The following is a 25,711-nucleotide window of genomic DNA, read 5'->3' on the forward strand; positions in this document are numbered from 1 at the left end:
TTATCTTTCCCTCCCTGGCACTGGTCGGCTAAAAACGATATTTTTGTATTTCGCAGCGTTGCTCCGAAGCCGGTCTGCCTCCGAGCTGCAGGAACTGGTGAAATTCTGTAAATTTGGAGATTAGTATATAGTAGCCGTTAAGCCTATAGTCCACCCTTAACCTATACCTGATGCGCCTGTTTTTACCTAAGCACTACACCTTGTTTCTGCTGTTGCTGTGCTTTATTGTGGGGAGGCCCCTGGTGGCACTAAGCCAGACCTGCACAGTGTCGATAGAATCGAACCGGGGCACCACGCTGTGTGAAGGAGAATCAATAGAACTGACCAGCCGGCCGGGTGCGGGCTTCACGCCCACTGCCTGGCAGTGGTACCGGGACAACCAGCCGCTGGCCGGCGCCACTTCCGCTACCTATACTACCAACGTGGGGGGCGTTTACCGGGTAGAAGCTTCCGGAGGAGCATGCGCCAAGGTGCCATCCGGCGACTTTTCGGTGACCGTAGTCCCAACGCCTGCCAAACCGATTTTCAGCATCAGCAACAACAATACCTGCGCCGGCACCGCGCTGGAGTTTACCGTGATCAACCCGCAGCCCGGTGTTGTTTATACCTGGGATTTTGGCGATGGCAGCATCTCCAATCAAAACCCCGTTACCCATACGTATGAGGCCAAAGGCACCGGCGTAGCTTCCTTCGATGTGTCGGTGTTCGGGGTGAGTCCGCAGGGCTGCTCCTCCGATACCCTCACCCAGTCGGTTTCTGTTAAAAAGGTGCCAGAGATAGCCTTCACCGAGAAGAACGATTTCCAGGTGTGCCTGCCCGACAGCGTGGAGCCGCAGGACACCGCCGTCTTTGCCGAGCTCACCAACGTTACGGCCGACAATTTTAAGAACGACATTAACACCTATTATATAGACTGGGGCGATGGCAAAGAAGTCCCTTATCCGGCTAAATCCACAACCTTCCCTTTAAAGGCTCCCAACGCTTTTCCTGACCTGGGGGATTATACGATCAAGGTTCGCGGCGAGAATACGAACCAGTGCAGCGCCTTGTTCGAGCAGGTATACAGCTACAGCAAAAAGCCCAAAGCCAACTTTACCCTCGATAAAAAGTCCTCGACAACGCCGGGCAACTGTACGCCTATCATCGTGTCGTTGGGCGACAGCTCGACGGGTGGTAACCTGACCTACCTCTGGGAGATAAAAGACCAGAACAACATCGGCGGCTACTCCATTGTTTTCGGGGGGCTGGACCAGGATACGCTCCAGATCGAATTTACCCTGCCCGGTGTTTTCCAGTTACAGCTGGTGGTGAGCAACGGCTGCGGCAGCGATACCACCGAGCAAAGCATTGTGGTAGGTTACCCGCAGGCCCAGTTGCCGGCGCCCGTTATTGCCTGTGGCGACACCACTATCAAGTATAACGCTCAGAATACCTTTATTGATGCCAACCTGGGGAAGATCACCAAGTATGAATGGTTTGTAGATGGCGCGTTGGTCTCGGGCGAGCAGTTTCCGGAGCTGACCTTTAACCGACCCGGCGTGTACAAGGTTTCGCTGCGCGTCACCAACGACTGTGGCACCAGCGACGACATCGGGCCGCCGCAGCCGCAGGAAATCACCATCAACCCCGTGCCTTCCAAGCCTATTGTGCAAGGCCAGACCACCTGCGCCGGCGATTCGGTTACGCTCCGGCCGCAGGCAGCCGGCACTTACGAATGGTATGACCAGCCTACGGGCGGTACATTGCTGGCTTCCGGTGCCTCTTTCACCACGCCCCTGCTGAACCAGACCACTACCTTTTATGTGCAGGCCAAAAGCGATTTAGGATGCAGCAGCGAGCGCGTGCCTGTGATCGTGACCGTAACGCCCGCCATTGATAATAACGTGATCAGCCCGGTAGCGCAGAGCATCTGCAAAGGCGGCACGGCCTCCCAGCTTACCGGCACTGCGCCAACAGGCGGGCCGGGCACCGGCTATACTTACACCTGGCAGGCCAGCACCACCGGCCCTGATGCAGGATTTGCCCTGGCCAACGGCACCAACAATGCCGCCGAGTACACCCCTGCCGCCCTCAGCCAGACCACCTGGTTCCGCCGCGTGGTGAGCTCTGGCACCTGTACCGCCGACACCAGCGATGCCGTGCAGGTAACCGTGGTGCCTGTGATCGAGAACAATACCATCAATGCTTCGCAGGAGATCTGCGCCCAGGAGCAGCCCGCCCCCCTGACCGGCACGCCCCCTACCGGAGGCGACGGCGTAACCTTTGCCATTAGCTGGGAGGTGAGCACCGACGGCCCAACCACCGGCTTTGTGCCTGCACCCGGTAACAACACAGGGGCAAATTATACACCCGGTGTGCTGACGCAGGATTCCTGGTTCCGGCGTGTGGTAGCATCCGGCGGTTGCCAGATGGCCTCCGAGCCCGTTAAGATCAGCGTACTGCCCGCTTTGGCAAACAACACCATCGCCCAGGACCAGAACGTTTGCCGGGGCACGGCACCGCAGTCGCTGCTGGGTTCGGCCCCGACAGGTGGTAATGGCAAGTATACGTACCTCTGGGAGAGCAGCACCAGCAGTGCCACCGGCGGCTTTACGGCTGCGGCAGGCACCAACAATGGGCAGAGTTATAACCCCGGGGGCCTTAGCCGCACTACCTGGTTCCGGCGCATCATAACAACCGGCTCCTGCAAAGCCGACACCAGCGCTGCTGTGCAGATCACCGTAAGCGAAGGCGTGACCAACAACAGCATCACCGCCAGCCAGACGGTTTGTGCCGGGCAAACACCCGCCACCCTGACAGGCTCTGCGCCTACCGGGGGCACCGGCACCTATACTTACCTGTGGCAGAGTAGTACCATCAGCCCTGATGCCGGGTTTGTGGATGCCGCAGGCGCCAACACGGGTACTACCTATTCGCCGCAGGCGCTGACGCAGAATACCTGGTTCCGGCGCCTGGTTACCTCGGCCGGTTGCGCCGATACTTCTGCCGCTATTGCCATCACGGTTACACCGGTGCCCAAGGCGCCAAGCCTGACCGTGCGCGATGCCGTGGCCTGCCAGGATAGCTCCGCGACCTTAACCGTGCAGGACCCGGGCAGCAGCACAACGTACGAATGGTATACTGCGCCTGCAGGCGGCAGGCCGGTGTTTATCGGACCTGTTTTCCAGACGCCCGCCCTATCGCAGCCGACCACTTTTTATGTGCAGGCGGTAAATACGAGCGGTTGCAGCAGTGCTACCCGCACACCGGTAGCCGTAAACGTGATCCGGGCTGAGGCGAATGCCGGGCCGGATGTGACCATCATCCAGCGCCGCACCACGGAGCTTCGGGCATCGGGCGGCGCCACCTATCATTGGGAGCCAGCCACCGGCCTCAGCAGTCCGGATGTTGCTAACCCGGTAGCCCGCCCCGACGTCACTACCACCTATACGGTAACCGTGACAACGGCCGAAGGCTGCCAGGCAACCGATGAAGTGACCGTGACTGTTATTCCGGCCATTACCATACCCAACGCCTTCTCGCCTAACCACGACGGCGTGAATGAAGTATGGGAGATCGAGAACATTCATAATTTCCCGGAAGCACGTGTGGAGATCTTTAACCGCTGGGGCAACCTACTTTATACTTCGAACGGGTATGGCACGCCCTGGGATGGCACCTACAATGGCCAGGAACTGCCGGTAGCCACCTACTACTACATCATATACCTCAACAGCACCGAGAAGCCCATCTCAGGCAACGTGACTATTATCCGATGATGCATATGAAAAAGCTGTTTATATTATTGGTTGCCTTTATGGGGGTTGCAATGCAGGGGGTGGCACAACAGCGCCCGCAGTACAGCCAGTATATGCTTAACAATTATCTGCTTAACCCTGCCATCACCGGTATCGAGGATTATGCCGATATCCGGGTAAGTAACCGCCGGCAATGGGTTGGGCTGGATGGCGCCCCGGTTACCTATTACCTGACGGCCCATACGCCCCTTAACAAAGGGGCTGCCAGCAACAAGTTCCACAAAGAGCTGGCGCACCACGGCGTTGGCATTGCCTTCCATACCGACAAGACAGGGCCATTGCGCCGTACCGGCCTGACCGGCTCTTACGCCTACCACCTGCCCCTTACACGGACCATTAACGTAGCCGCCGGCGCTGCAGTAGGCCTTATCCGGAACTCATTGAATGCAGGTGAACTGGCGTTTACAAATCCCAACGACCCGCTGGTAGGCGGCGGTAACCTGAACAACAACCAGCTGGACCTGAACCTGGGGTTGTGGCTCTATTCCAAAAACTTCTCGTTGGGTGTGTCGGGCGCGCAGCTGCTGGAGGGCACCGGCAGTTTCCGTTCGCCGGAAGAGAGCAGAGCCGCTTTTGGCCTGCAGCGGCACTATTTTGTAACCGGTGCATACCGCCTGCAGCCAACAGAAACGATAGACATTATACCGTCCGTTATGGTAAAGCTGGCCGATCCGAGTCCCGTCTCGATTGATGCCAGCGTGCGGGCCATTTACGATAACCGCTTCTGGGTGGGTGCCGCCTACCGCCACGAGGATGCAGTGGTTGGTATGGTGGGCGTATACATCAGCCCTTTGCTGGATGTCTCCTACTCGTATGATGCTACCATCTCGAACCTGAATAAAGTGAGCGCCGGTACCCACGAGATCGTGGTGGGCTTTAAGCTGCTCAACAATCACCGCATTATCTGCCCTGAATGGATCTGGTAAGCTAACACCTGAACAGGAATATACTGAGAGCCCCGCTGCCCCTAAGCAGCGGGGCTTTTTGTGCCTATACGATGCCTGAGGCACATTTTACTATATAGCATTACATATATTATAAGCAATGTCTTACTTTCGCTTAACCTGCCGTGGTGTACAAAATGTATACTTTCTTATAGTTTTCATTATATGCATTCAGTGCTTACTATATAGGTATGCGCTTTGTAAATGATAAAATTTAAATTTTTTAGTAAAATTAGGATTGCACTATAATTAATTGAAATTTAGGTAGTGGAAAGCGGCATCATGTAAAATATGGCTATGCGTTATTTTTATATATGATTATAAAGCCATAATATTGTGCCGAAAAAGAAATCAACAAGAGAAGTGAAGAGCGGAAGTAGTTGATTTTGTACAATGTAGCCATAGCGGACTATTCCAACGGTTCTACAAAGGAGGAAATTATAAAGTAAAATTTTATACAACTTTTAATGAGAAGCTTATTAGGAAAAGTTATACTTCTGATAGTATGCTTTTACACGGTATCCCTTCTGGCTTCCGCCCAGTGGGCAACAGCGCGTGCCGCAAAACCTGCTACTTCTGTCAATGCGCCAGGCCTACCAAAGAAATCTGTGAGCCTCCCTTTTGCTTTTGTAGCGGCCGATGCCTCTGCTGACCTGAGAATTACGTTACAGAAAAGCCCGGGAAGTATTGCGGTGGATGACTATAAACTGGGCGAGGAGATCACCTATACAATAACAGTAGACAACCTGGGGCCCGGTAATGAGACCGGCATAAAGGTGAATTTGGTTTTACCGGGACAGATCAAGAGCACCACGCCAAGCAATGGCGTGGCCATGCTTGCGGCAACGCCTGATAACAGCATCAGCAGCGGCTACTGGACGATCAGCAGTATGGTAAGTGGCAGCAGCGCCACGCTTAAGGTGGTTACCACCCTGCGGGTAGCCAGCAATGCGGGTGCCTCTGTTTCCGTGGCCGGTGCCGGCGTAGATAAAAATCAACCGAATAACTTTGCCAACCTGTTCTTCTGCGTCGTGCCCGCTGCGGCCGGGGAGATCCAGGGCCCCACTGCGGTCTGCACAGGGCAGGCTTATACGTATCAAATAGCCGCCGTACCGGGCGCTTCTTTTTATACCTGGACGTTTCCGGCCGACTGGGATGTAGTTGTCGATCCGGATAACCAGGAAATTGCTACTGTCCGTAAAGCAGGTAGTTCCGGTAAGGTTTCGGTGGCGGTAGGAAATACCTGCGGCGTGGGTCCGGCAAGAGTGCTGGATGTAACAGCAACTACCGGCAAGCCCATTATCACTTCGCCGGTGCAAGGCAAGCAATACCCTTGCGTTAACACCCTCATCACCTACGACATAACCCCTGTAAGCGGCGCAAGCGGCTACTCCTGGACAGTACCCGAAGGATGGGCTATTCAGGGTGCTTCCAATGGGAGCAGCATCTCGGTAAAAGTGGGCTCCGCAAATGGACAGGTTACCGTAAAGGCCGTTAATAACTGCGGCGAAGGCGACATAAAATCGCTGGATGTTTTCCCGCAGAGCGCAGCGCCGGCAGTACCGACTATAACCGGCGAAAGTAGCGTTTGCCAGGGTTCCGGCGGCCATAGCTACAGCATCCCGGCTGTGCCAGGCGCTACGTATAGTTGGGCCGTGCCGCAGGGATGGCAGATCACAGCCGGACAAGGGACCAACAACATCACCGTGAACGCAGGCAGCTTAGAAGGGAATGTCAGCGTAACGGTTAGCAACGACTGTAACCTGAGTGCCACAGCCAGCTTTGCTGTCAAGATGGTGCCATCCCCTCCTCCCACACCGAAAGAGATCCTCGGCCTCTCGGTGGTATGCGCCAATCAGACTAACATCACCTATACGATTGCCCCGGTGCCAGGCGCCACCTCCTACCGTTGGGAAGCGCCGGGCTGGAAGATCGTTTCCGGCGGAAGCACCACTACGGTAACGCTCGATGCCGGCACGACCGGCACCACCATTTCTGTGGTGGCCATTAATGCCTGCGGTGTAACAAGCGCGGTGCAGAAAGCCACCGTGGTGGCGCAGGCTGCTCCCCAAAAGCCAGGCCCAATTACTGGTAACGCGCTGCCTTGCGTGGGCAAGACCTATACGTATACTATTGCTGCGGTAGCAAACACGGCTACTTATACCTGGGGCGTGCCGCAGGGTTGGACGGTTGTGTCGCAGGAAGGAACCACGTTGAAAGTAGTAGCCGGCAGCCAGAACGGCGATATCAGTGTAACAGCTGCCAACGGCTGCGGTGCAGGCGCTACAACCACCTTGCCTGTAAAACCTGTTTCGGGCGCACCGGCCGGTTTAAAGATAAACGGGCCAGCCAATGTATGTGCCGGTTCTGTGGTTACCTATAGCCTGGAGCCGGGCGTCAGCGCTTCCGGGTATAGCTGGTCAGTGTCTGTAGACAAAGGCTGGGCGATTCAGGGAGCTGCTAATGGCACGTCCGTTACAGTAAAAGTGGGCACTGCCGATGGCACCGTAAGTATCACCGCCACCAACGATTGCGATGCAGCCACCAAGAGCCTGCCAGTGGCTGTTTCAACGGCAGCGCCAGTTCAGTTAGGCCCTATCAGCGGAAAAACGACGATGTGTGCCGGTGCTACCGAGACTTATACCATTCAGCCGGTAGCCGGCGCCGCCAGCTATGCCTGGACGCTGCCGCAAGGCTGGACGATCATTTCAGGCGACGGCACCACCTCCATTACTGTAAAAACAACAGCTACCGCAGGCCAGGTAGCAGTAGCCGGCGTGAACGCCTGCGGTGCCGGCGGAACGAAATCCGTGTTAGCGGTTGCGCCGCTGGCCGGACCACCTGCCGCGCCTACCAGCATCCGGCAGTCGGTTGCTTCGTTCTGCGGCGGCACCCCGGGCATTGTCTTTAACATCGATCCCATTGCAGGCGCTACAGCTTATACCTGGAGCGTGCCACAAGGCTGGCAGATCACGGCCGGACAGGGCACCACCAGCATTACCGTAACAGCAGGCACAGCAGCCGGTGATTTGAAAGTATACGCCACCAACACCTGTGGTCAGGGAAACAGCCAATCGCTTGCCCTGGCACCGCAGCAGCTACCGGCCGCGCCCAAACTTACAGCCGGCCCCGCAGAGCCCTGCAACGGAAGCAGCACCAGCTATAGCGTGGAGCCGCTGGCCAATGTAGATAGTTATACCTGGGAGCTGCCACAGGGCTGGACGATTCTTTCCGGTGCCGGCACTGCTTCTATTACCGTACTGCCTACTGCCACAGCCGGCACCCTGAAAGTAAGCGCCGTTACCGCCTGTGGTACCGGATCGGCCACAATGCTGGTGGTTACGCCTGTTACCGGCAAGCCAACAGCACCGGGCATGATCCGGGGCGAAGCCAGCGTATGTACCGGGCGTACCGTTACGTATACCGTGGATGCTGCCTTAAGAGCCTCTTCTTACGCCTGGACCCTACCCGAAGGCTGGACGATTGTGGAAGGCCAGGGCTCCACCACCATCACGGCAAAAGCCGGCAGCCAGGGTGGCACGCTAACAGTAGAAGCCGTGAATGGCTGCGGCAACAGCTTAAGCGCCACCATGGCGCTAAACGCACAACCGCTGGCCGAGCTGGGCGAGATCGTGGACCTGAGCACGCCATGTGCCGGGCTGAGCTACGAAGTAGCCCCTGTGGCCGGCGCCAGCAAGTATACCTGGAGCGTGCCGGATGGATGGGAGATCACCTCCGGGCAGGGCACAAATAAAGTTACGGTTAATCCGGGCACCACGACCGGCAACATCGGCGTGGTAGTAGACAATGGCATCTGCCAGAGCGAACCTTCCCTGCTTACGCCCAACACCAACCTGCGCAACAGCGAGATCATTGTGCCGAACGTGTTTTCGCCGAACGGCGATGGCAACAACGATACCTGGGTGATCCGGAACCTGGAAAACTACCCGGATAATGACTTGACTGTGATAAACCGCTGGGGCAACGAAGTATACAGAAGCAACGCTTACAAAAACAACTGGAACGGGAGTAACCTGAGCGAAGGCACTTATTACTATGTTGTGCGGGCAAAAATGTGTGACGGCACTTCAAAGTTGTTCAAAGGCTACGTGACGATAGTAAGGTAATGAAGAAGAAAGCAACCCTCATCCGCTGGTTTCTGCTGCTGCCTGCAGTGCTGCTGGCACAAACCGCAGCGGCACAACAGGCACCCCAGTATTCGCAGTACATCTTCAATGAGCTGGCCATTAACCCTGCCTATGCCGGCAGCAAGGAGATACTGAACATCAATGCCACCTACCGCAGCCAGTGGACGGGGCTGGAGGGTGCCCCTGTTACCCAAACCATCAGCGTGGACGGACTGACGGCTAACCCGAACCTGGGTTGGGGAGCGCACATCGTGAACGATGCCCTGGGCGCGCAACGGCAAACGGGCGTGTATGCGGATGTGGCCGTGCGCCTTGCCACCGACCATTATTCCAAACTGGCTTTGGGCATTTCGGCGGGCGCTGCCCAGTATGTGCTGGATGGCACCATGCTGCAGACAGGTAGCGGCCAGCCCGATGCGGCAGTGCCGGAAGGGAAAGAAGTAAAGATCCTGCCCGATGCCAAGATCGGCGTCTTTTTTAATACGCAGCGTTTTTATGCCGGCTTAACCGCGGCCAGCTTGGTGCCCTACAAAAGCGATAAGCTGCTGGTCGCTACCCCGCGGCGCCATTACTTTATCTCCACCGGCTACCTGCTGGACCTGGGCCCCAGCCTGCGCCTGAAGCCCAGCATCCTGCTGAAGGAGGATTTCAAAAGCCCGACCAACATCGACCTGAACACGTTCCTGCTGCTCAATAACCGGTTTTGGGTGGGCGCCTCTTACCGTACGGCAATGCCGCTTTTTACCAACCTGGAGATGAAGCAACTGGGCAAGCGGAACGCGGTGGCGGTCATGGCACAGCTCTATGCCACGCCGCGGCTGCGCGTAGGCTATTCCTACGATATTAGCCTTTCGAAGCTGAATAACTATGCCAGCCACGAGATATCGCTGGGCTACTCTTTTTATAAGAAAAGCCACGGCCGCATCATGACGCCGCGCAACCTGTAACAGGGAGGCAGGCCGAAAGGAAGTATAATTGCAGGAATATACAAGGGCGCTGTTTATTACTTCTGGTATATTGTCTATCTTTCATGCTTTGCCCGGCTTGCTTCGGGTGCTTGTACATTCTTTATTCTCGCCATGAAATTACGGTTAACACTTGCTTTTATCGTGCTGCTGGGTCTTCTGGGAACGCCTGCCGCCACCCATGCGCAGGACATGAAGCAGGCCGACAAATACTTCAACAACTTTGACTTTACGAAGGCTCTGGCCGCCTACAAAGCGATCCTGGAAAACGGCGAACCCAACCTGTTGGTGGTGCAGCGCATTGCCGACAGTTACCGCATCATGAACAACAGCCAGGAAGCTGAATTTTGGTATGCCCAGGCCACCACGTTCCCAAACGCCGATCCGGCCAATTTATACCTGTATGCCGAGTCGGCCAAGCGGAACGGCAGCTATGAAAAGGCAAAGCAGTTGTTTGAGCAGTATGGCCGCAAAGTGCCTGCCCAGGCAGCGCTGGCCCGCAAAATGGCCGCCTCCTGCGACACGGCCATGACCTGGATCCAAGAGGCCCGGCCTTTTGCCATCACTAAGATCAGTACATTAAATTCGGAGGGCGCCGACTTCAGCCCCATCAAACTAAAAGACGGGCTGCTGTTTGCCTCCGACCGCATGCGCACCGATCCGAAACAGCAAACAGAACGCTACGGCTGGACGGGCAATGGCTACATTCAGTTATACTTTACCAAAACCAAAACCGACAGCACCTGGGAGGCGCCCGTGCCCCTGCCCCCTTCTGTGAACACCACCTACCACAACGGCCCGGGCGCTTTCCTGGAAAAAGACCAGCTGCTATACTTTACCCGCACGCACGTGGTGAAGCGCAGCAACTCCAAAGCCAATCCTGATCCCACCAGCTGGTTTAAAGGCAGCGAAGCCGGTACCCACACCAATCGCCTGGGCATTTACACGGCCGAGCGCAAAGGCGATAAATGGGAGAACGTGAAGCCCTTTAAGTATAACAACACCACCGCCTATTCTATGGGCCACCCGGCTGTAACACCGGATGGCAACGTGCTATACTTTGTATCGGATATGCCCGGCGGCTTGGGCGAAACGGATATTTACTTTTGCGAAAAGCAAAAAGACGGCAGCTGGGGCAAACCCGTGAATGCCGGCAACGTGATCAACACCAGCGGCCGCGAGAGCTTCCCGAGCATTGGCCAGGACGGCGTTTTATACTTCTCCTCGGACGGCCACCTGGGCCTGGGCGGGCTGGATATCTTTAAGACCTTCGGCAGCCACAATGCCTGGACCCGCGTGGAGAACCTGAAGTACCCGGTAAACACCTCGCACGACGATTTCGGGGCGCTGCTAAACCCAGATGGCAAAAGCGGGCTGCTCTCTTCGGGGCGTCTGGGCCACAACGGCTTCGACGATATTTTCGCGTTTAAAGAAGTGAAGATCCCCTGCACGTTGACGGGCCGTACGGTAGAGCGCCTGGCACAGGGCAATGGCACAAAGCGAAAAGAGTTACCCGTGGAACATGTGCTGCTGCAGCTCTTTGAGGAAGGCTCCACCACCCCCGTGGAAGTATATTCTGACAAGAATGGCAGCTTTACATTTCCGGTGAAAGCTTCCACCAACTATACCATCAAAGGCAGCAAACCAAAATACCTGACCCAGACGCTGGACATGATGCCGGACTGCCGTTTCAATACTGATTCGGTGAAGGTGGAGATGGTGTTTAACCGCGATACGCCGGACAAACCGATTGTGCTGGAGAACATTTACTATGACCTGGATAAATCCGAAATTAAGCCCGCAGCAGCCAAAGAACTCGATAAGCTGGTGCAAACGCTGCGCGACAACCCGGCCATCCGCATCGAGCTGAGCTCCCACACCGACAGTCGCCAGGGCAACCGCTACAACGAGCTGCTCTCCCAGCTGCGCGCGCAGGCAGCCGTGGAATACATTATCTCCAAAGGCATTGCCCGCGACCGCTTAATTGCAAAAGGCTACGGCGAAACGCAGCTACTGAACCGCTGCACGGATGGCGTGAACTGCTCGGAAGCAGAGCACCAGGAAAACCGCCGAACCGAATTCAAGATCCTGCGCTAAGTATAACCGCGTCAGAGATAAAAAGGCCCGTCACAGCAAGTGTGATGGGCCTTTTTGTTTTTTCACAAGTATAGAAATACGGTGATTGCGAGCGCTAAAACTTCTCTTCGAGCCATAAAAAGCCACTGCTGAGCACAAACAGCACAAAGAACCAGAGGGGAGATATCGGTGCTTGCTGGTGAGCGAGGGCCGGTGCTGCCGGTTTTATACCTTGCTGCGCCACAAAGGCCTGCGTTGCCTGGCGGCGCTGGTAAATACCTTCGAATGGCCAGCTGGCGGCATCCTGCACATAAAAGAAGTAAGGCGGCGCACCGGCCGTGTGCACCTGATGCCAGCCGCTGTGGCGGGGCCAGAACGTGCCGCTGAACTGTGTGGGTTGCATGGGGTCTTGCGCCAGGGGCAGGCTGCTGTGCACTGAATCAGCCAGGCTGCTTACCGTAGGAGCCGGGGGCACTGTGCCGCCGGTAAGACAGTAATTAGTATAAGTAAGTATAACCGGCTTGTTAGGGAGTGGCACCTGGGGAGCGGTGCGCTGCCAGAATTTATCCGTTACTTCTTCGCGGGCGATGGCGGACAGCAAACCGGCCCAGTAGCTGGCGTATAATTCTTCTTTCCCTTCCAGCTGCCAGTTAAACGTCTGGGGCAAAAAGCTCAGGGCCACTTTCCCCCAGCCTGCCTGCCGGGCACCCGCCAGTAAATGACTGCCTTCTGCTCGTACCAAACCAGTTACCGTTGTTGATGAAAGCAAAGTATAAGGTGCCGCAGCTGCCGTTGTGCCGACGCCGGATGCCCACAAAGCGCGGGTGCTGTGCGCGGGCTGCTGCGGAAGGCGGCGGGTTTCGAAGCCAGTGAAGAAAGCGGTGGCGCGGCTGCCGGCAGGCGCAGTGGCAACCGTCAGCACGCCCAGGCCACCGTCGGTAACGGCGCGCTGCAGGGCGCCTCTTTCGGCAGCGCTCATACTTTGCAGGGCCTCTTGCTCGGTAATCACCACATCAAAGCCCTGCAATAGTTTTGGGGTGATGGCGCTCAAGTTCTGTTGGGGCATGTTCAGCCACTCGCTTTGGTTCATCCCTTTGCTGATAGTCGCCCGCAGAGCAACGCGGTGCTGCAGCTGCCCCAAGTGGTTTTTCAGAAACTTAAACTCAAAGGAAGGTGCCGCTGCCAGCAGAAGGATGCCCAGTTCCTTATCCGGGGTAACCTGCACAGGCACCAGCCCCAGCGTATCGGTTTGGGTATTCGATTTGGCCAGCAAAGTATAGGTAAAGCGGCCGGATAATTTGGGCGTGTAGCGCAGCCGGAAGGTATAGGTGCTGTCGCCTGGGGAGAGCTTGACAGAATCCTGCCGCTGGCCGGCTGCCTGCAGGTAAAGGGTTGAGGCAGTGCCGGCGGCAGTTTTATACTTGCCGCTGACAGTTACGTCCTCGCCTAACGTGGTTTGTTCGGGCCATTGCACTGCCGTAATGCCAGCGGGCAAGGCAGAAAGATGGGGAATGAGACGGATGTTTTGGAGCGCCGCCAGTTCCGTCGCATCCAGCCCTTGCCCGAGCACGTGCAGCGTGCTTAAAGCGGGGTGCTGCTGCCGCAAGGTATACAGGTCAGCAACAGGCGTGGCATCAGCTGCGGTGGCCTGATAAGTATAAACCGTTGCTTTTTTGTTTGCCTGCAGCAGTGCTTGCAAGGTATCGGGCGCATAGCCTTCGGTCAACAGGATTGCCGTTCCCGGATCAAGGGTTTGCCGGTAGGTAGGCGGGAACACCAGCAATACCAGGCTCAGGCCGGCTAGGGCACTGGCCAGTAGCCGCCAAGGCAGCCGTTGCCGGGCAGGCCGGCGCCAGGCCTGCCACAAAAGCAGCAATACCACCGGAATTGCTAAAAGCCAGGGCAGGTAAAGCATCATACTATAGAAGGTTGTTTCCTTATTCATCTTATACTTCGGTAGCTGGCAGGTACATCAGGCCGCTATTTTTCATGTAACCGCTTTTGATATTCTTTTGCCAGCGGGCTTCGGGTGGTGGTGTGTTGCTGCGGGGTGGGCGCTGCCGGTGGTAACAGTGCCACCCACGCCCGCTCTACCGCCATCAGGCACGAGGCACACAGCTTCCTGTTGTTTTGCATGTCGGAGATGATGGTGCGTACTTCCTGCAAGGTCCGCAGGTTGCTGCCCGCCTGCTGCAAGGCCTGGCTGGCCAGCTCCTGCCCTGCTTTTTCCAGTACCTGCGCATCCGTGGCTTTATACTTGCCAGTTTGTTTGTAGTGCGCCAGCCAGGCCAGGGCAGCACGCGTGTGCGGCAGCTGCTCGGTGGTTTTGATCGCCTGGTTATCAGCGAGCGGTGTGATCTTATCGAGCTCCCCGGTCAGGCGCAGCTCCGGCTCTTTAAAGGGAGGCACTTCAAAACCTGTTTTCGCTACATAGGCCCGCGTGCTTTGCTGCACGTCTTTGAGCATCCGCAGGGCTTTATACTCGTAAGGGAGCGCCTCGCGCGGTTTATACGTGCGCAGCCGCAACTCCGCTTCCCACATCTGGGCCAGGGCTCCTTTCAGTTTGGCTTTTACAGCAGGTTCAAATATGGTGGCTTCGTCCTCCTGGTCGTGTTTGTGGATGTAGGGGTCGAGCAGGGCGTCGGCACTGTTCGGGTTGCCGGCTGGTGCATGGTCGTGGCCGTCGTCTGCTGTGTGTGCCGCCTCTTCGGCCACCGGAATGCCGCCGCCCGGGCCAATGCCGGAAGCAGCTTCTTCGCCCAGAAACTTGCCGTAGCGTAGCCGGAGCAGCTTCTGGTCCACGCCAATGGTATTGGAGCGCTCCTCAAAGGCGGCAGCTGAAATGCTTTTCTGCTCCGCCAGCAGCTTTTCTGTATCGATGATGATCTGACGCTGGCTGCGGAAATAAGCCGGCACCGGGTTTACGCTCATGGCCATGTCGAAGTCAGCTACTGCCAGCGCCGTGTCTTCCAGCTGCACCAGGTAAGTTTCGGAGCGGGTATAGCCGCGGTGCTTGTCCCAGGCCTGCACGTAAAAGTAGAGCTCATCGCCATACGTCATTCCCAGCGCCTTCAGATCCACGGTTTTATTTGCCGTAAAGCTGCGACCTGAGCCGCTAAAACCAAGGGATAGCTTTTGCTCTTTAAACGTGACCGCCTCGCCGCTACCTTTGGCCACTGTCGCCACTATGTTGGCTTCCCGCAGACCATAATCATCGGAGAGCTGCGCCTGCAACGTAAACCGCTGCGGGTCGCCAAACCGGATATCGGTATACTGGGCGGGCTTGGTGATCCGGATGACAGGCGCTTCGTCGGGGATGATCTCCAACGTATAAAAAGCAGATCTGCGGCCGTTGAGCGTGATGGTATAAAGGCCGGGCGTACTGAAAGCGCGGGAGAAGGCATAGCCCTCGCCTACCTTGCGGAAGGCTACTGGCGGCTGGCCATTCAGTTCCCATTGCAGCCGGCGCGCAGGTTTGCTGGTTTGGATGCGCCAGCTCACGGTAGCGCCTTCCTCTATACGCAGGTTCAGGCCTTGAGCTTTGTAGGCCGGCTTGCCGGTATAAGCAGGCGGCGTAATGGTAATATCGGTCTGGTTGATCGTAACGGTGGTATCGGCCGTGGCGGGTGGCGCATCGGGGAATTGGACCTGCATTTTTTCGTGCGCAACTACGGAAGGCAACAGTGCAGCCGGCAAGTATAAAATGCCCGCTGAGACCACCAGTGCCAACCCAAGCGCAGCGTAGGTAGCCGTGCTGCGCAAGGTATAGCTCTTCTCTTTTTCGGGATGAAGCGCCAGTAAAACGGCCGCTGTCTTCTGTTGCTGCAGTTGCCCGAGCAGGTGCTGCGGTTCCTGCAGCAGTAGTTCGGTACTGTCTTCCAGCTGCGGATACCTGCGGTTAAGGTGCCGGGCCACCTGGAATAGATCGGTCTGGCGGAGCTGGCGCCATCGTAGGGCAAGGTATAAGGCTGCCGACACCAGTATAGCCCCGGCCGCAAAAGTAAGCGCTGGCACATCAAAGCGCCATTTGTACAGGATGGCCGCTCCGATAGCGGCTATTGCCAGCGCCTGCAAGCCATAAAGGCCCAGTTTGGCCTGCACATAGCGGCTCCGGATGCGCCGGAGAATAGAAATGCTTTGCTCAACTGCCATACGTGTCCCTTGCGCGCCGGCCGGCTATGAACCGTTCAGCAATGAATAATAAAAATGCGGCCAGTACCACCCAGCGCAGCAGCGGCTGGCTCCTGGGTGCGGGCACGGCAGCCGGGGTAACCGCTACGCGTTTAAGTGGGATCAACTGCGCTTCGTCCAGCGCCCGTGCATCGTAGGTTGGACCCTGCTGGCTGGGGAAGAGCAGCGGAAGCAGCCGTTCCGGTACCTGGCCGCTGCGGCCCAGTTCGCTCCAGGAAGGATCAAAGCCCGTCCGGAAAGTATAGAGGTTGCCCTGGCCCTGCGGCTGCACGGTGAGTAAGGGCGTCGCATCGGCCGCCGTCCAGACAGCTGTAGCTGCGGCAGCCAGGGTTTGCGCCGGCCGGCTGAGTTGGTACACTTTTATTGCAGTGCCGGCCGCACCGGGCAGTGTAGTAGTAACAGCCTGCGGCTTTGTGCCAGGCTGCACCCACACCTGCGCTCCTTTTGGCACGCGTTGTTTTAGTGCCTGGGGCAAGGGCTCGTTGCCCAGCCAGAAAACCCAGTTCGCCCCTGTTGTATCAGCTGTAATACGAATAGGAAACCCGGTATAGCTGCTGATGGCTTCAAGGGCAGCCTGTAGGTAACGTTTCTCGTTCTTTTGAGCGCTATTTGTCAGGATGGCTACCTGCAGGGGCTTTTGCTGCAATTGAACAAAACTAGTGTCGTGGCCAATGATTGCTCTCAGCGAATCCTGTACAAGCTGCAGGTGGAGTTGCCGCCCATCCTTTAAAACAAGCTGCGGCGTGTTTGTGGCAGTGCGATACTGGCTGTAGCTAATACTTTCGCGGGTGCTGTGGCCGATGAGCAGGAGCAGGCTGTCCGGTATTGGTTGTACGGCGGCCTGCAGCCAGGTGGCGGCTATTTCGATTGCTACAGGCAGCCAGTGTATATTTTCCGGCAGGGCATCCGGCCGTGTACCTGTAAAGTAGCGGCGCTGGTCGGAAGTAAACAGCCAGACGCTGTCCTGCGGCTGGTTATACTTTTGGGCCAGGGCAGGCAACAGGCGCCAGTAGCTGGTCGTGTTGGTTAACGTTGTATCAGTGGTGGTGCGGCGAATCTTTTGCCATTGTTCAGCGGTCAGCTGCCGGAACCCGGTGCTATACTCGTGCAAGGTATAACCCCGCTGCAGCAGCGCGTCGATGGAGGGCTGCAGGGCTTGCCGGGCAGCGGTGTACAGTAACTCGGGCGCTACCAAGACGGCCTTTTTGCCGGCACTCTTTCGGGCTGGGCGTACCCATACGGGTTGTGCCAGTGCTACGGCCAGCAGCACGAGTATGGCGCAGCGCAGCAACAGCAGGCCTACATCATGTAGCCGGATGCTGCTCCAGCGCTTGCTCGCCGAAGCTTCCAGCCAGCGCAAACTGCCCACTTTTACTGTTTTGCCCGGCCGTTTATTCCACAGGTGCAGGGCAATCGGCAGCAGGATTGCCGATGCCGCAAAAAGCCAGTATGGCGCGAGGAAGGTCAAAACAGTTAGATAGTTAGAAATTTATAAAGTTAGAAAGTTTGCATCAATAGTAAGCGTGTGAAAACAGCAGCTGGCCATTGCCATGTGCCGCAATTTAGCAATTAACCATAAGCCAGTCTGTTTTTCAGGAATGTGCGCAGCGCTTTATCCAGCGGTTCGTCGGTAATAAACCGCTCGTAGGCGATCTGGCGGCTGCGCATGTCGCGTTCTGTTTGCTGCAGCCACGCCTGAAGCCGCTCCAGGTAAAGATTCCGTTGCTCCGGGGTGCTGACCTGCATCGTTTGCCCGGTTTCCAGATCTTCAAACGTCAGGGTGCCGTTATAGGTAAATTCCAGCTCGTTGCGCGCTACCAGGTGGCAGAGCAGCAACTCGTGCCGTTGCGCGCCGAGTTTGTAGAGCAGGTCTGATATTTCATGCTCCTGCTCATACAGGTCCGTCACGAATACGGTCAGTTCCTTTTGTTTTTTGCTGGAGAACAGGTTAGCTGCCGTATGGGCATCCGGAAATTTGCCTTCTGGCTTTACCTCGGCTAGCTGGTGCCAGAAGCGCTGCAGGTGCATGTTGTCGGCCCGGGGCGTCAGGTTGATCAGCTGCTCCTCGTGCAGCACATACAGTCCCACAGCATCGCCCTGCAGGGTAGCCAGGTAGGCCAGCGAGGCGACCAGAAACCGGGTATAAGCCATTTTGCTGATGCCGTTTACGTCCTGGTGCGCCATCGAGCCGCTGGCATCTATAATAAAGCGCACCGTGATGTTGGTGTCTACCTCCGCTTCGCGGATATAATAGCGGTCAGAGCGGGCAAACATTTTCCAGTCGAGTTGCCGCAGGTCGTCGCCGGGCTGGTAGCTCCGGTACTGGCTGAACTCCAACCCGGCCCCGCGCCGCAGGCTTTGGTTCTGGCCCGCCAGGAAGCCTTCCACTACTGTTTTGGCCAGTAGCGGCAGGTCTTTGATGGTAGCCAGGACCTGCGGGTCGATGAATTTGGTGGCGTAGTTTGCCATAGTATGGTTTATGCTTTGAGCTATACTTGGTCGCTATCGTTCTATCTCAATTCTGTTTCTGCTATACTTGGTAGCGGCGGATCTTGATGTATAGTTTTCTAGCTATGTTTTGTAGCAGATGTCTTCCGCTGTCTTATACTTTGGCTATACTTACTAGCTGTCGTTTGATGCTCAGTTTTATACTTGCCTTGTTTCTTTTTTACTTTGGAGCGCTCCAAGCCCGCGGGGGCTCGTCCTGGGGGTGCAGGGGCCCTCGATAAGGGCATCGCGCTGCTTTCGTTTCCTGCCCTCGTGCCTCGGGCTACCTCACTATCGTTCGTCACCGGAAACTCTCGTGGCGCTCAACCCAAAGACTAGGATCAATTCGATAGCAACTGTTTATACTAAGGCTGAAGTATAAGTATAAACCTTCTCTCCTTGCCTCTTCCATTTTTGTCTTCCTGAAAGGATCTTGGAGGAAGGGAGGTTAAGCCTTTACTAAGCAGGCGCTCTTCTGCTCCTCCATCAGCCTAAAGTCCCCCTTTGAAGTCGAAGATCCCGAACATGTTTCGGGAGGTGTAGGGGGATGTTTATACTTGGCAAACGGCACAGGCTCTTTTGGATCTGCAATCCGCCTAGAAAAAGCCATAGCTCAAAGCACACAAGCGAATCGCAAATCCGTGGCAACCAACATTCCGGATAGCAAATCCGAAACAGCAGAGATCATGAAAGTATCTTAAACAGATCTCTCCTAACGTCAAGATGACAGCAGGGCAGTGTGTCTCTTTTCGCAACTGCATAGATCCTACACCGCTTATACTTCCCCAGCAGCAATTACGTGCTCCCCTCCTAAGTTAAGGGGTTAGGGGTGGTTCAACCCGGTTATGTAACAATCTTCCCTAAACCAGCATGGACTTCGGCAGCTGTATACTTTGCAGCAGCTCCTCTACTACTCTGTCGGGTGTGATGCGCTCGGCTTCGGCGGTGAAGTTTACCAGCACGCGGTGGCGCAGCACGGGGTACGCCATTGTGCGGATATCGGCTGCCGTAACTGCAAAGCGGCCGTGCAGCAGCGCCCGCGCTTTAGCAGTAAGTATGAGCGCCTGCCCGGCCCGCGGACCGGCTCCCCAGCGGCAGTAGGTTTTAATAAAATCCACAGTGGTGCTGTCGGGGCGGGTGGTGCGCACCAGCTGGTTTACGTAGGTCAGCAGTTCGTCATTTATACTTACCTCGCGTACCAGTTGCCGCAGCTGCAAAATCTCCTCTCCGCTTATACTTGGCTGCACCTGCGCCTGCCGGGTGCCCGTGGTGGCGTTCAGGATGTTGAGCTCCTCCTGCTCTGTCGGGTATTTGATCTTGATGAACAGCAGAAAACGGTCGAGCTGCGCCTCGGGCAAAGGGTACGTGCCCGACTGCTCGATGGGGTTCTGGGTAGCCAGCAGGAAAAAAGGGCGCGGCAGCTTATAGGTTTTGCCGGCATAAGTTACCTCGTGTTCCTGCATAGCCTCCAATAACGCCGCCTGTGTTTTAGGCGGCGTGCGGTTTATCTCGTCGGCCAGCACGATGTTGGAGAAGATGGGCCCTTCGTTAAACTTAAAAAAGCGCTTGCCGGTGGCGTGGTCTTCTTCCAGGACCTCGGTGCCCAGTATATCGGTCGGCATCAGGTCGGGTGTGAACTGGATGCGCCGGAAGCCCAGGTCCATGGCATCGGAGAGGGTGCGCACGAGCAGCGTTTTGGCCAGCCCTGGCACGCCTTCCAGCAAGCCGTGGCCACCGGCCAGCAACGTGATCAGCACTTCGTCCAGCACCTCCTCCTGCCCTACTATTACTTTCTGTATTTCCTGTTTTAGCCGCGGGAGCTTGGCCAGCAGGTGGTTTATGTCTTGTTCGGTCATTTTTATACTTGTTAATGACTGTAGCTGCGTTGTTGTTGAAGCTTGTTCTTGTGCAACTTACATTGTTTCATAGCTCGCCTCGCCGGCGGGGCCCTACTTTTCTCCTTGATGAGAAAAGTAGGCAAAAGAATCAAGACAATTTTGAACTCGCTGAACGCTCAAACAAAAAATCGTCAAAGGTGCACCTGGCAAGCTGTTTTGCTTTGTAGCTGAGCCGCTTTATTCTTGTCATCGCTTCGGCAGCTTAGGAGTCCCCCTTTGAAGGGGGTAGGGGGATGAAAATCGCTCATGTAACCATCCTGCCTCGCCGCAATTGTTGATGTTCTCTCCAACAAGCTATACTTCAGCTGCTGCACTTATTTTAACTCGTCAGCGCATACATGATGATGTTGACGCCGAATTTGGTGTTGTCTTCGGCCAGGAAGCGTTTGTTGCGGAAGTCGTAGTCCCACTCGCAGCCGTAGTCTTTGTTGCTGTACAGCACGGCAATGCGCCCGTTTATCTCAATGGCTTTCAGGTAATCGTGCACCAGGTCGTCGCCCCAGCCGTTGAGCTCGAACGAGGTGGGCGGCGGGCCATCGGCAAACGTAAAAAAGCTTTTATAGAGCTTGTGGCTGTTGGGGAGCTTCTTGAGCGCATTCTGCCCGAAGATCTGCCGCATCTGCTCCTCAAAAGAACGGGCAAACAGGCCGTCGATGTCGTGGTTGCAATCGTCTACCAGCACAAAGCCGCCGTTGCGCACATAGGTCTCAAAGTTCTGCCGTTCTTTTTTATTGAACTGCACCAGCTTGTGTCCGCTCAGGTAACTGAAAGGGTAGTTAAAGAGCTCCGCACTTTCCAGCGACACAACCTTCTCCTCCTCGTTTACCGGCACGGTGGTATACTTGATAAGCGAGTGCAGCAGGTTACTGGGCATCCGCGGATCGGTATCCCAGTTGCCGGAACGGTATTGCAGGCGTACGAAGGTAAAAGGAGGCACTTTGGGAGTTCTGAGTTATGAGTCTCGAGTTATTTTTAAAATGAATGCCGCATACAGGAGCTGTACGCGGCATTCAAAGTATACTTTAAAGAACTACACCGCGTCAGATAAGCTCGTGAAGGTAAAGTCACGGATGCGCATCGGGGGTACCAGGCTGCCGCTGATGCGCTGCGGTTTGCCCAGCGCGTCGAGGTTGTTGAGCATGATCACGGGGCTTTCGTTGAAGCGGAAGTTCTTCACCGGATACATGATCTTACCATTCTCGATGTAGAACGTCCCGTCGCGGGTGAGGCCGGTGTAAAGCAGCGTCTGCGGGTCTACGGCGCGGATGTACCACAGGCGCGTTACCAGGATGCCCCGCTTGGTGCCTTTGATCAGATCTTCCAGCGACTGGTTGCCGCCTTCCATGATCATGTTGCCCGGAGGAGGCGTAGATACGCTGCCTTTGCTGGAAGCCCAGAAACGGGTGTTGTACATGTTCTTTACCACGCCTTTGTCGATCCAGGTAACTTTCTGCTGCGGGCGGCCATCGCCGGAAAAAGGCGCAGAAGGCACTTCGGCATTGCTTGGGTCGGAGTAAATGGTGATACGCTCATCTACCAGCTGCTCGCCTAATTTGGTTTTGCCTCCTGCCTTGCTCAGGAAGCTGCGGCCTTCTTCGGCACTGCGCTGGTCCATGTTGCCGAACATGTTCTGCAGCAGGTCGATGGAAGCGGCGGGCTCCAGGATAACCGTATACTTGCCTGGCTCCAGCGCCCGGGCATTCTTGGAATTGGCCGCCTTTTCGGCAGCAATCTGCGAGGCTTTGCCGGTGTCGAGCTTGCTCACATCCGAGAAATCCTGCGTTACATAACCCGAGCCGGTGCCGTCGGCGGTGCGCATGGTTACCGAGAAATCAACCGTGGTAGAAGGGTGATAGGCAAACAGGCCTTTGGAGTTGAGCTTGGCTACAAAGTTGGCGTAGTGCTCCAGAAAGCCGGCCGCTGTGAGCCCTTTGGCTGAGGCGGCAGCGATACTTTTCGCGGCTGCATCGGCGCGGTAAGCGGGATCTATGGCTGCCGTCGTATCGAAATGCTCTTTGGTGGTGCTGTATTTCTGCGGGCCCAGCAGCTCGATGTACTCGGGGCTTTCGGGGGCCAGGCGCGCCACTTCTTCGGAGCGGCGGATCACCTTTTCCAGCGACTTATCGTCGAACTCGTTGATGGTGGCCACCCCGGAGCGTTTGCCAAAGCGCGACTCTACCGACATGGACACGTTCTCTTCGGCGCCGCTGGTAGACACTTCGTTTCGGGCATAACGGATGTTGCCGCCCGCATTGCCGCTGAGCGTTATCTCGCACTCATCGGCTTTGGAATAAGCCAGGGCCTTCTTCAGGATCGCCTGCGCTTCTTCTTTACTTAATATTGCCATTTTGATGTCTTTGCTAAATTTGAAACTGTATTACTTATGCAGTTCTGAGTCTTGAGTTCTGAGTTACAGGAGGAAATCATCGGGCAAGTAACACGGGCAAGTCCCCCTTTGAAGGGGGTAGGGGGATGATTACACCTGCGAACAATCATTTATGAAATTTTGTCACAAACCATTTTAGGCAGCGTCAGAACTTCCTGGCGTTTCACGGGCTTTCATCCCCCTGCCCCCTTCAAAGGGGGACTTTGTAAACCGTATACTTTCTAGCATTCAGAACTCGTGACTGAAAAATCGTCAGATTTTTCTGGCCGTATTGATCACGTTCACGCCGTTAAAGCGGGTGTGGGCCGAGCCGTGCGATACAGCACTGATCTGGCTGGGCTGGCCTTTGCCGTCGAAGAACGAACCGAACAGGCGGTAATCGCTTTCGTCGCAGGAGCCGGCGCAGGAGTTCCAGAATTCCTGGGTGTTGCTCTGGTAAGCCACATCCTCCAGCGGACCAACAATTTTCCCGCCTTTGATCTCGTGGAAGGTGGTGCCGCCGAACTGGAAGTTATAACGCTGCTGGTCGATGGAATACGAGCCACGGCCGGCAATATAAATGCCTTTATCCACGCCGGCGATAAGCTGATCGACGTTCATTTTTTCTTTGCCCGGCGCCAGCGAAACGTTCGGCATGCGCTGGAACTGCACCGAGCTCCAGCTGTCGGCGTAGCAGCAGCCATGCGACTCTTTCTCGCCGATGATGTGCGCCTGGTCGCGGATGGCTTCGTAGTTTACCAGCACGCCGTTCTTGATCAGGTCCCACTGCTTGGTCTTCACGCCTTCATCGTCCCAGCCTACCAGGCCCAGCGAGCCTTTCTGCGTCTTGTCGGCAATGATGTTCACTTTATCAGAGCCATACTTAAAGCTCTTTGTTTTCCACTTGTCCAGCGTGGCGAAGGAAGTACCGGCGTAGTTGGCTTCGTAGCCCAGCACACGGTCCAGTTCCAGCGGGTGGCCCACCGATTCGTGGATGGTGAGGCCCAGGTGGTTGGGGTCGAGCACCAGATCATACTTGCCGGCCACTACCGACTTGGCTGTGAGCTTTTCTTTGGCTTGTTTGGCTGCCAGGGCGGCATCTTCCAGCATGTCGTAGGCATAGCGGTAGCCAACCAGGCCGGTACCTTTCGGGCCGGCTATTTTCTCGGCAGCTTTGGGCTCCATGTACTCGTAGCCCATACCCATCGGCGCGCTCAGCGCCTCGCGGGTCTTAAACTTGCCGGATGCTTTATCCACCACTGTTACCGTAAAGTTTGGCCAGATACGGTGAATGTCCTGGTCTATATAGGAGCCGTCGGTTGAAGCGAAATATTTCTGTTCGTTTACCTGAAACAGGGCCGAGTTCACAAAGCTGGCGCCGTTGTCCATGGCTTTGGCGTTGGCAGCCAGCAGCAGCTCGGCTTTCTGGCCCACGGGCACTTCGAAGGCGTTCTTTTCCAGCGGTGTGCGCCAGCTTACCTCGCCATACCCTTTTACAGGCGCCAGTTGTACTGGCTCTTTCTGCAGCTTGGCATTGGCCTTGGCAATGGCTACGGCCTGCTCTGCGGCTTTGGCCACGCCCTTATCCGATACATCGGAAGTGGCGGCAAAACCCCAGGTGCCGTTGGCCAGCACGCGTACACCTACGCCAAACGATTCGGCATTCACAATGTTCTGCACCTGCTTTTCGCGGGTAAAGATGTACTGCTGCAGGTAGCGGCCAATGCGCACATCGGCGTAGTTGGCGCCTTTCGATTTAGCGGTATTCAGGGCCACATCAGCCAGGCGCTTTTTCAGTGCCGGGTCTATTGTTTCCAGCGCCCGCTCCGGTGCTATCATATTACCGAACACGGGGATGGAGGGCAGCATTAAGCCGCCAAAGCCCAGCGCCGATAACTCAAGGAAGTTCCGTCGTTTCAAGGTGTAGAAGTTTTATAGTTTGATAAGTTTAGTTTTAGGTAGCTAAGTATAGCAATACTATTTTGCTTATCAAAGTTTAAGGAGCCGCAATCTGCCGGGCAGCAGTATTTTATAGATGAACAGCGGCAGAGTTTCTACTAACCTACAGGGGTATAAATGCAAAAAGCGCAGCACCTGTGGCAGGCCTGCGCTTTTCGTGATGGGGTAAAGGGATGTCTTAAGCCTCTTTTACCAAACCTGATAATCCTTCTTCTTCCAGTAACTCGTTGAAGGCTTCGGCTTGCTGGCGGCTCTCGAAGCGGCCGGCGCGGATGCGGAGCACTTTGCGGCCGTTTACCTGCTCTTCGTCAAGTTCTACCGGCAGGTCTTTGTCAAAGGCTTTTAAGCGCTGGCTCAGTTGCTGGGCATTTTTAGCATTGCGGTAGGTGCCGGTCTGGATGGTGTAGAACCCTGCGTTGGCCGGGTCATAGTCGCCGGGCAGTTCGAGTACTTCTACTTTCACGTCGCCAATTCCCTGGCTGCGCATGTGGAGCTTGCGGGCGGCCGCTTCCGACACATCAATGATGCGCTCGCCTACATAGGGGCCCCTGTCGTTGATGCGCACTACAACTGATTCGTTGTTGGCCAGGTTGGTTACTTTAACTTTAGTTCCGAAGGGGAGCGTGTTGTGAGCGGCGGTCATGTCGTTTTTGTTATAGCGCTCGCCGCTGCTGGTTTTTTTGCCGTGGTATTGGCTTCCGTACCACGAAGCTTGACCTTTTTGGATGTCGTTGCTCTGTGCAAAAACCGGCTGGTTAAAACCGATGAATAAGATAAGCGTTACTGTTAAAATGAAGCACTTTCTATTAATTATCATATGGTTAATAGTTGGTGAAGCGACAAAGATACGCAAATATTCAAAAATAAGACCTTTTACGCTC

At 55.9% G+C, this 25,711-nt stretch carries 14 protein-coding genes; 5 read left to right on the top strand and 9 right to left on the bottom strand.

Annotated elements, in window-relative coordinates:
- Positions 1-170 precede the first annotated feature (170 nt).
- The 5 genes from LWL52_RS16000 to LWL52_RS16020 all read left to right on the top strand — a co-directional run bounded on the left by LWL52_RS16000 (position 171) and on the right by LWL52_RS16020 (position 11,951).
- Entirely contained in the window at positions 171-3,758 is a 3,588-nt protein-coding gene (locus LWL52_RS16000) for a DUF8696 domain-containing protein (RefSeq protein WP_242921684.1), read from the top strand.
- 5 nt (positions 3,759-3,763) lie between these two features.
- Entirely contained in the window at positions 3,764-4,723 is a 960-nt protein-coding gene (locus LWL52_RS16005) for a PorP/SprF family type IX secretion system membrane protein (protein WP_242921686.1), read from the top strand.
- Between the two features lie 626 nt (positions 4,724-5,349).
- Complete coding sequence (locus LWL52_RS16010; RefSeq protein WP_242921689.1) at positions 5,350-8,868, top strand: T9SS type B sorting domain-containing protein; 3,519 nt, start codon at positions 5,350-5,352, stop codon at positions 8,866-8,868.
- On the top strand, positions 8,868-9,836 hold the full coding sequence (locus tag LWL52_RS16015; protein WP_242921691.1) for a PorP/SprF family type IX secretion system membrane protein: 969 nt from the start codon (positions 8,868-8,870) through the stop codon (positions 9,834-9,836). The genes LWL52_RS16010 and LWL52_RS16015 overlap by 1 nt, the downstream gene beginning before the upstream one ends.
- Positions 9,837-9,968: 132 nt before the next feature.
- The gene (locus LWL52_RS16020; protein ID WP_242921693.1) at positions 9,969-11,951 is read left to right on the top strand and encodes an OmpA family protein; all 1,983 of its coding nucleotides are present in this window, start codon (positions 9,969-9,971) and stop codon (positions 11,949-11,951) included.
- Between the two features lie 94 nt (positions 11,952-12,045).
- On the opposite strand, the gene LWL52_RS16025 is transcribed toward LWL52_RS16020, so the two are convergent.
- The 9 genes from LWL52_RS16025 to LWL52_RS16065 form a co-directional block, all read right to left on the bottom strand.
- Entirely contained in the window at positions 12,046-13,875 is a 1,830-nt protein-coding gene (locus tag LWL52_RS16025; protein WP_242921695.1) for an exosortase/archaeosortase family protein, read from the bottom strand.
- Between the two features lie 35 nt (positions 13,876-13,910).
- Positions 13,911-16,082 carry a DUF4175 domain-containing protein gene (locus tag LWL52_RS16030; protein WP_242921697.1) on the bottom strand — a complete coding sequence of 724 codons (2,172 nt, stop codon included), beginning with the start codon at positions 16,080-16,082 and terminating at the stop codon, positions 13,911-13,913.
- Positions 16,072-17,589 carry a BatA domain-containing protein gene (locus LWL52_RS16035; protein WP_242921699.1) on the bottom strand — a complete coding sequence of 506 codons (1,518 nt, stop codon included), beginning with the start codon at positions 17,587-17,589 and terminating at the stop codon, positions 16,072-16,074. The genes LWL52_RS16030 and LWL52_RS16035 overlap by 11 nt, the downstream gene beginning before the upstream one ends.
- Positions 17,590-17,690: 101 nt before the next feature.
- Positions 17,691-18,590 carry a DUF58 domain-containing protein gene (locus LWL52_RS16040; RefSeq protein ID WP_242921701.1) on the bottom strand — a complete coding sequence of 300 codons (900 nt, stop codon included), beginning with the start codon at positions 18,588-18,590 and terminating at the stop codon, positions 17,691-17,693.
- Between the two features lie 878 nt (positions 18,591-19,468).
- Positions 19,469-20,464 carry an AAA family ATPase gene (locus tag LWL52_RS16045; protein WP_242921703.1) on the bottom strand — a complete coding sequence of 332 codons (996 nt, stop codon included), beginning with the start codon at positions 20,462-20,464 and terminating at the stop codon, positions 19,469-19,471.
- A 361-nt stretch (positions 20,465-20,825) separates the two neighbouring features.
- Positions 20,826-21,443: a DUF4159 domain-containing protein gene (locus LWL52_RS16050; RefSeq protein ID WP_242921705.1), complete on the bottom strand. Its 618-nt coding sequence runs from the start codon at positions 21,441-21,443 to the stop codon at positions 20,826-20,828.
- A 93-nt stretch (positions 21,444-21,536) separates the two neighbouring features.
- Entirely contained in the window at positions 21,537-22,853 is a 1,317-nt protein-coding gene (locus LWL52_RS16055) for a TldD/PmbA family protein (RefSeq protein WP_242921707.1), read from the bottom strand.
- A gap of 291 nt (positions 22,854-23,144) precedes the next feature.
- Positions 23,145-24,791 (bottom strand): TldD/PmbA family protein, encoded by a 1,647-nt coding sequence (locus tag LWL52_RS16060; protein WP_242921709.1) that lies wholly within the window; start codon positions 24,789-24,791, stop codon positions 23,145-23,147.
- A 217-nt stretch (positions 24,792-25,008) separates the two neighbouring features.
- The gene (locus tag LWL52_RS16065; RefSeq protein WP_242921711.1) at positions 25,009-25,647 is read right to left on the bottom strand and encodes a septal ring lytic transglycosylase RlpA family protein; all 639 of its coding nucleotides are present in this window, start codon (positions 25,645-25,647) and stop codon (positions 25,009-25,011) included.
- Between the last annotated feature and the right edge of the window lie 64 nt (positions 25,648-25,711).

This window comes from Pontibacter liquoris (assembly GCF_022758235.1).
In the GTDB taxonomy this organism is placed as follows: domain Bacteria; phylum Bacteroidota; class Bacteroidia; order Cytophagales; family Hymenobacteraceae; genus Pontibacter; species Pontibacter liquoris.

Bases quoted from the DNA above. Each gene is read 5' to 3' on its own strand.
- LWL52_RS16000 (WP_242921684.1), top strand. From the start codon at position 171: ATGCGCCTGTTTTTACCTAAGCACTACACCTTGTTTCTGCTGTTGCTG.
- LWL52_RS16005 (WP_242921686.1), top strand. From the start codon at position 3,764: ATGAAAAAGCTGTTTATATTATTGGTTGCCTTTATGGGGGTTGCAATG.
- LWL52_RS16015 (WP_242921691.1), top strand. From the start codon at position 8,868: ATGAAGAAGAAAGCAACCCTCATCCGCTGGTTTCTGCTGCTGCCTGCA.
- LWL52_RS16020 (WP_242921693.1), top strand. From the start codon at position 9,969: ATGAAATTACGGTTAACACTTGCTTTTATCGTGCTGCTGGGTCTTCTG.
- LWL52_RS16025 (WP_242921695.1), bottom strand. From the start codon at position 13,875: ATGAATAAGGAAACAACCTTCTATAGTATGATGCTTTACCTGCCCTGG.
- LWL52_RS16030 (WP_242921697.1), bottom strand. From the start codon at position 16,082: ATGGCAGTTGAGCAAAGCATTTCTATTCTCCGGCGCATCCGGAGCCGC.
- LWL52_RS16040 (WP_242921701.1), bottom strand. From the start codon at position 18,590: ATGGCAAACTACGCCACCAAATTCATCGACCCGCAGGTCCTGGCTACC.
- LWL52_RS16045 (WP_242921703.1), bottom strand. From the start codon at position 20,464: ATGACCGAACAAGACATAAACCACCTGCTGGCCAAGCTCCCGCGGCTA.
- LWL52_RS16055 (WP_242921707.1), bottom strand. From the start codon at position 22,853: ATGGCAATATTAAGTAAAGAAGAAGCGCAGGCGATCCTGAAGAAGGCC.
- LWL52_RS16065 (WP_242921711.1), bottom strand. From the start codon at position 25,647: ATGATAATTAATAGAAAGTGCTTCATTTTAACAGTAACGCTTATCTTA.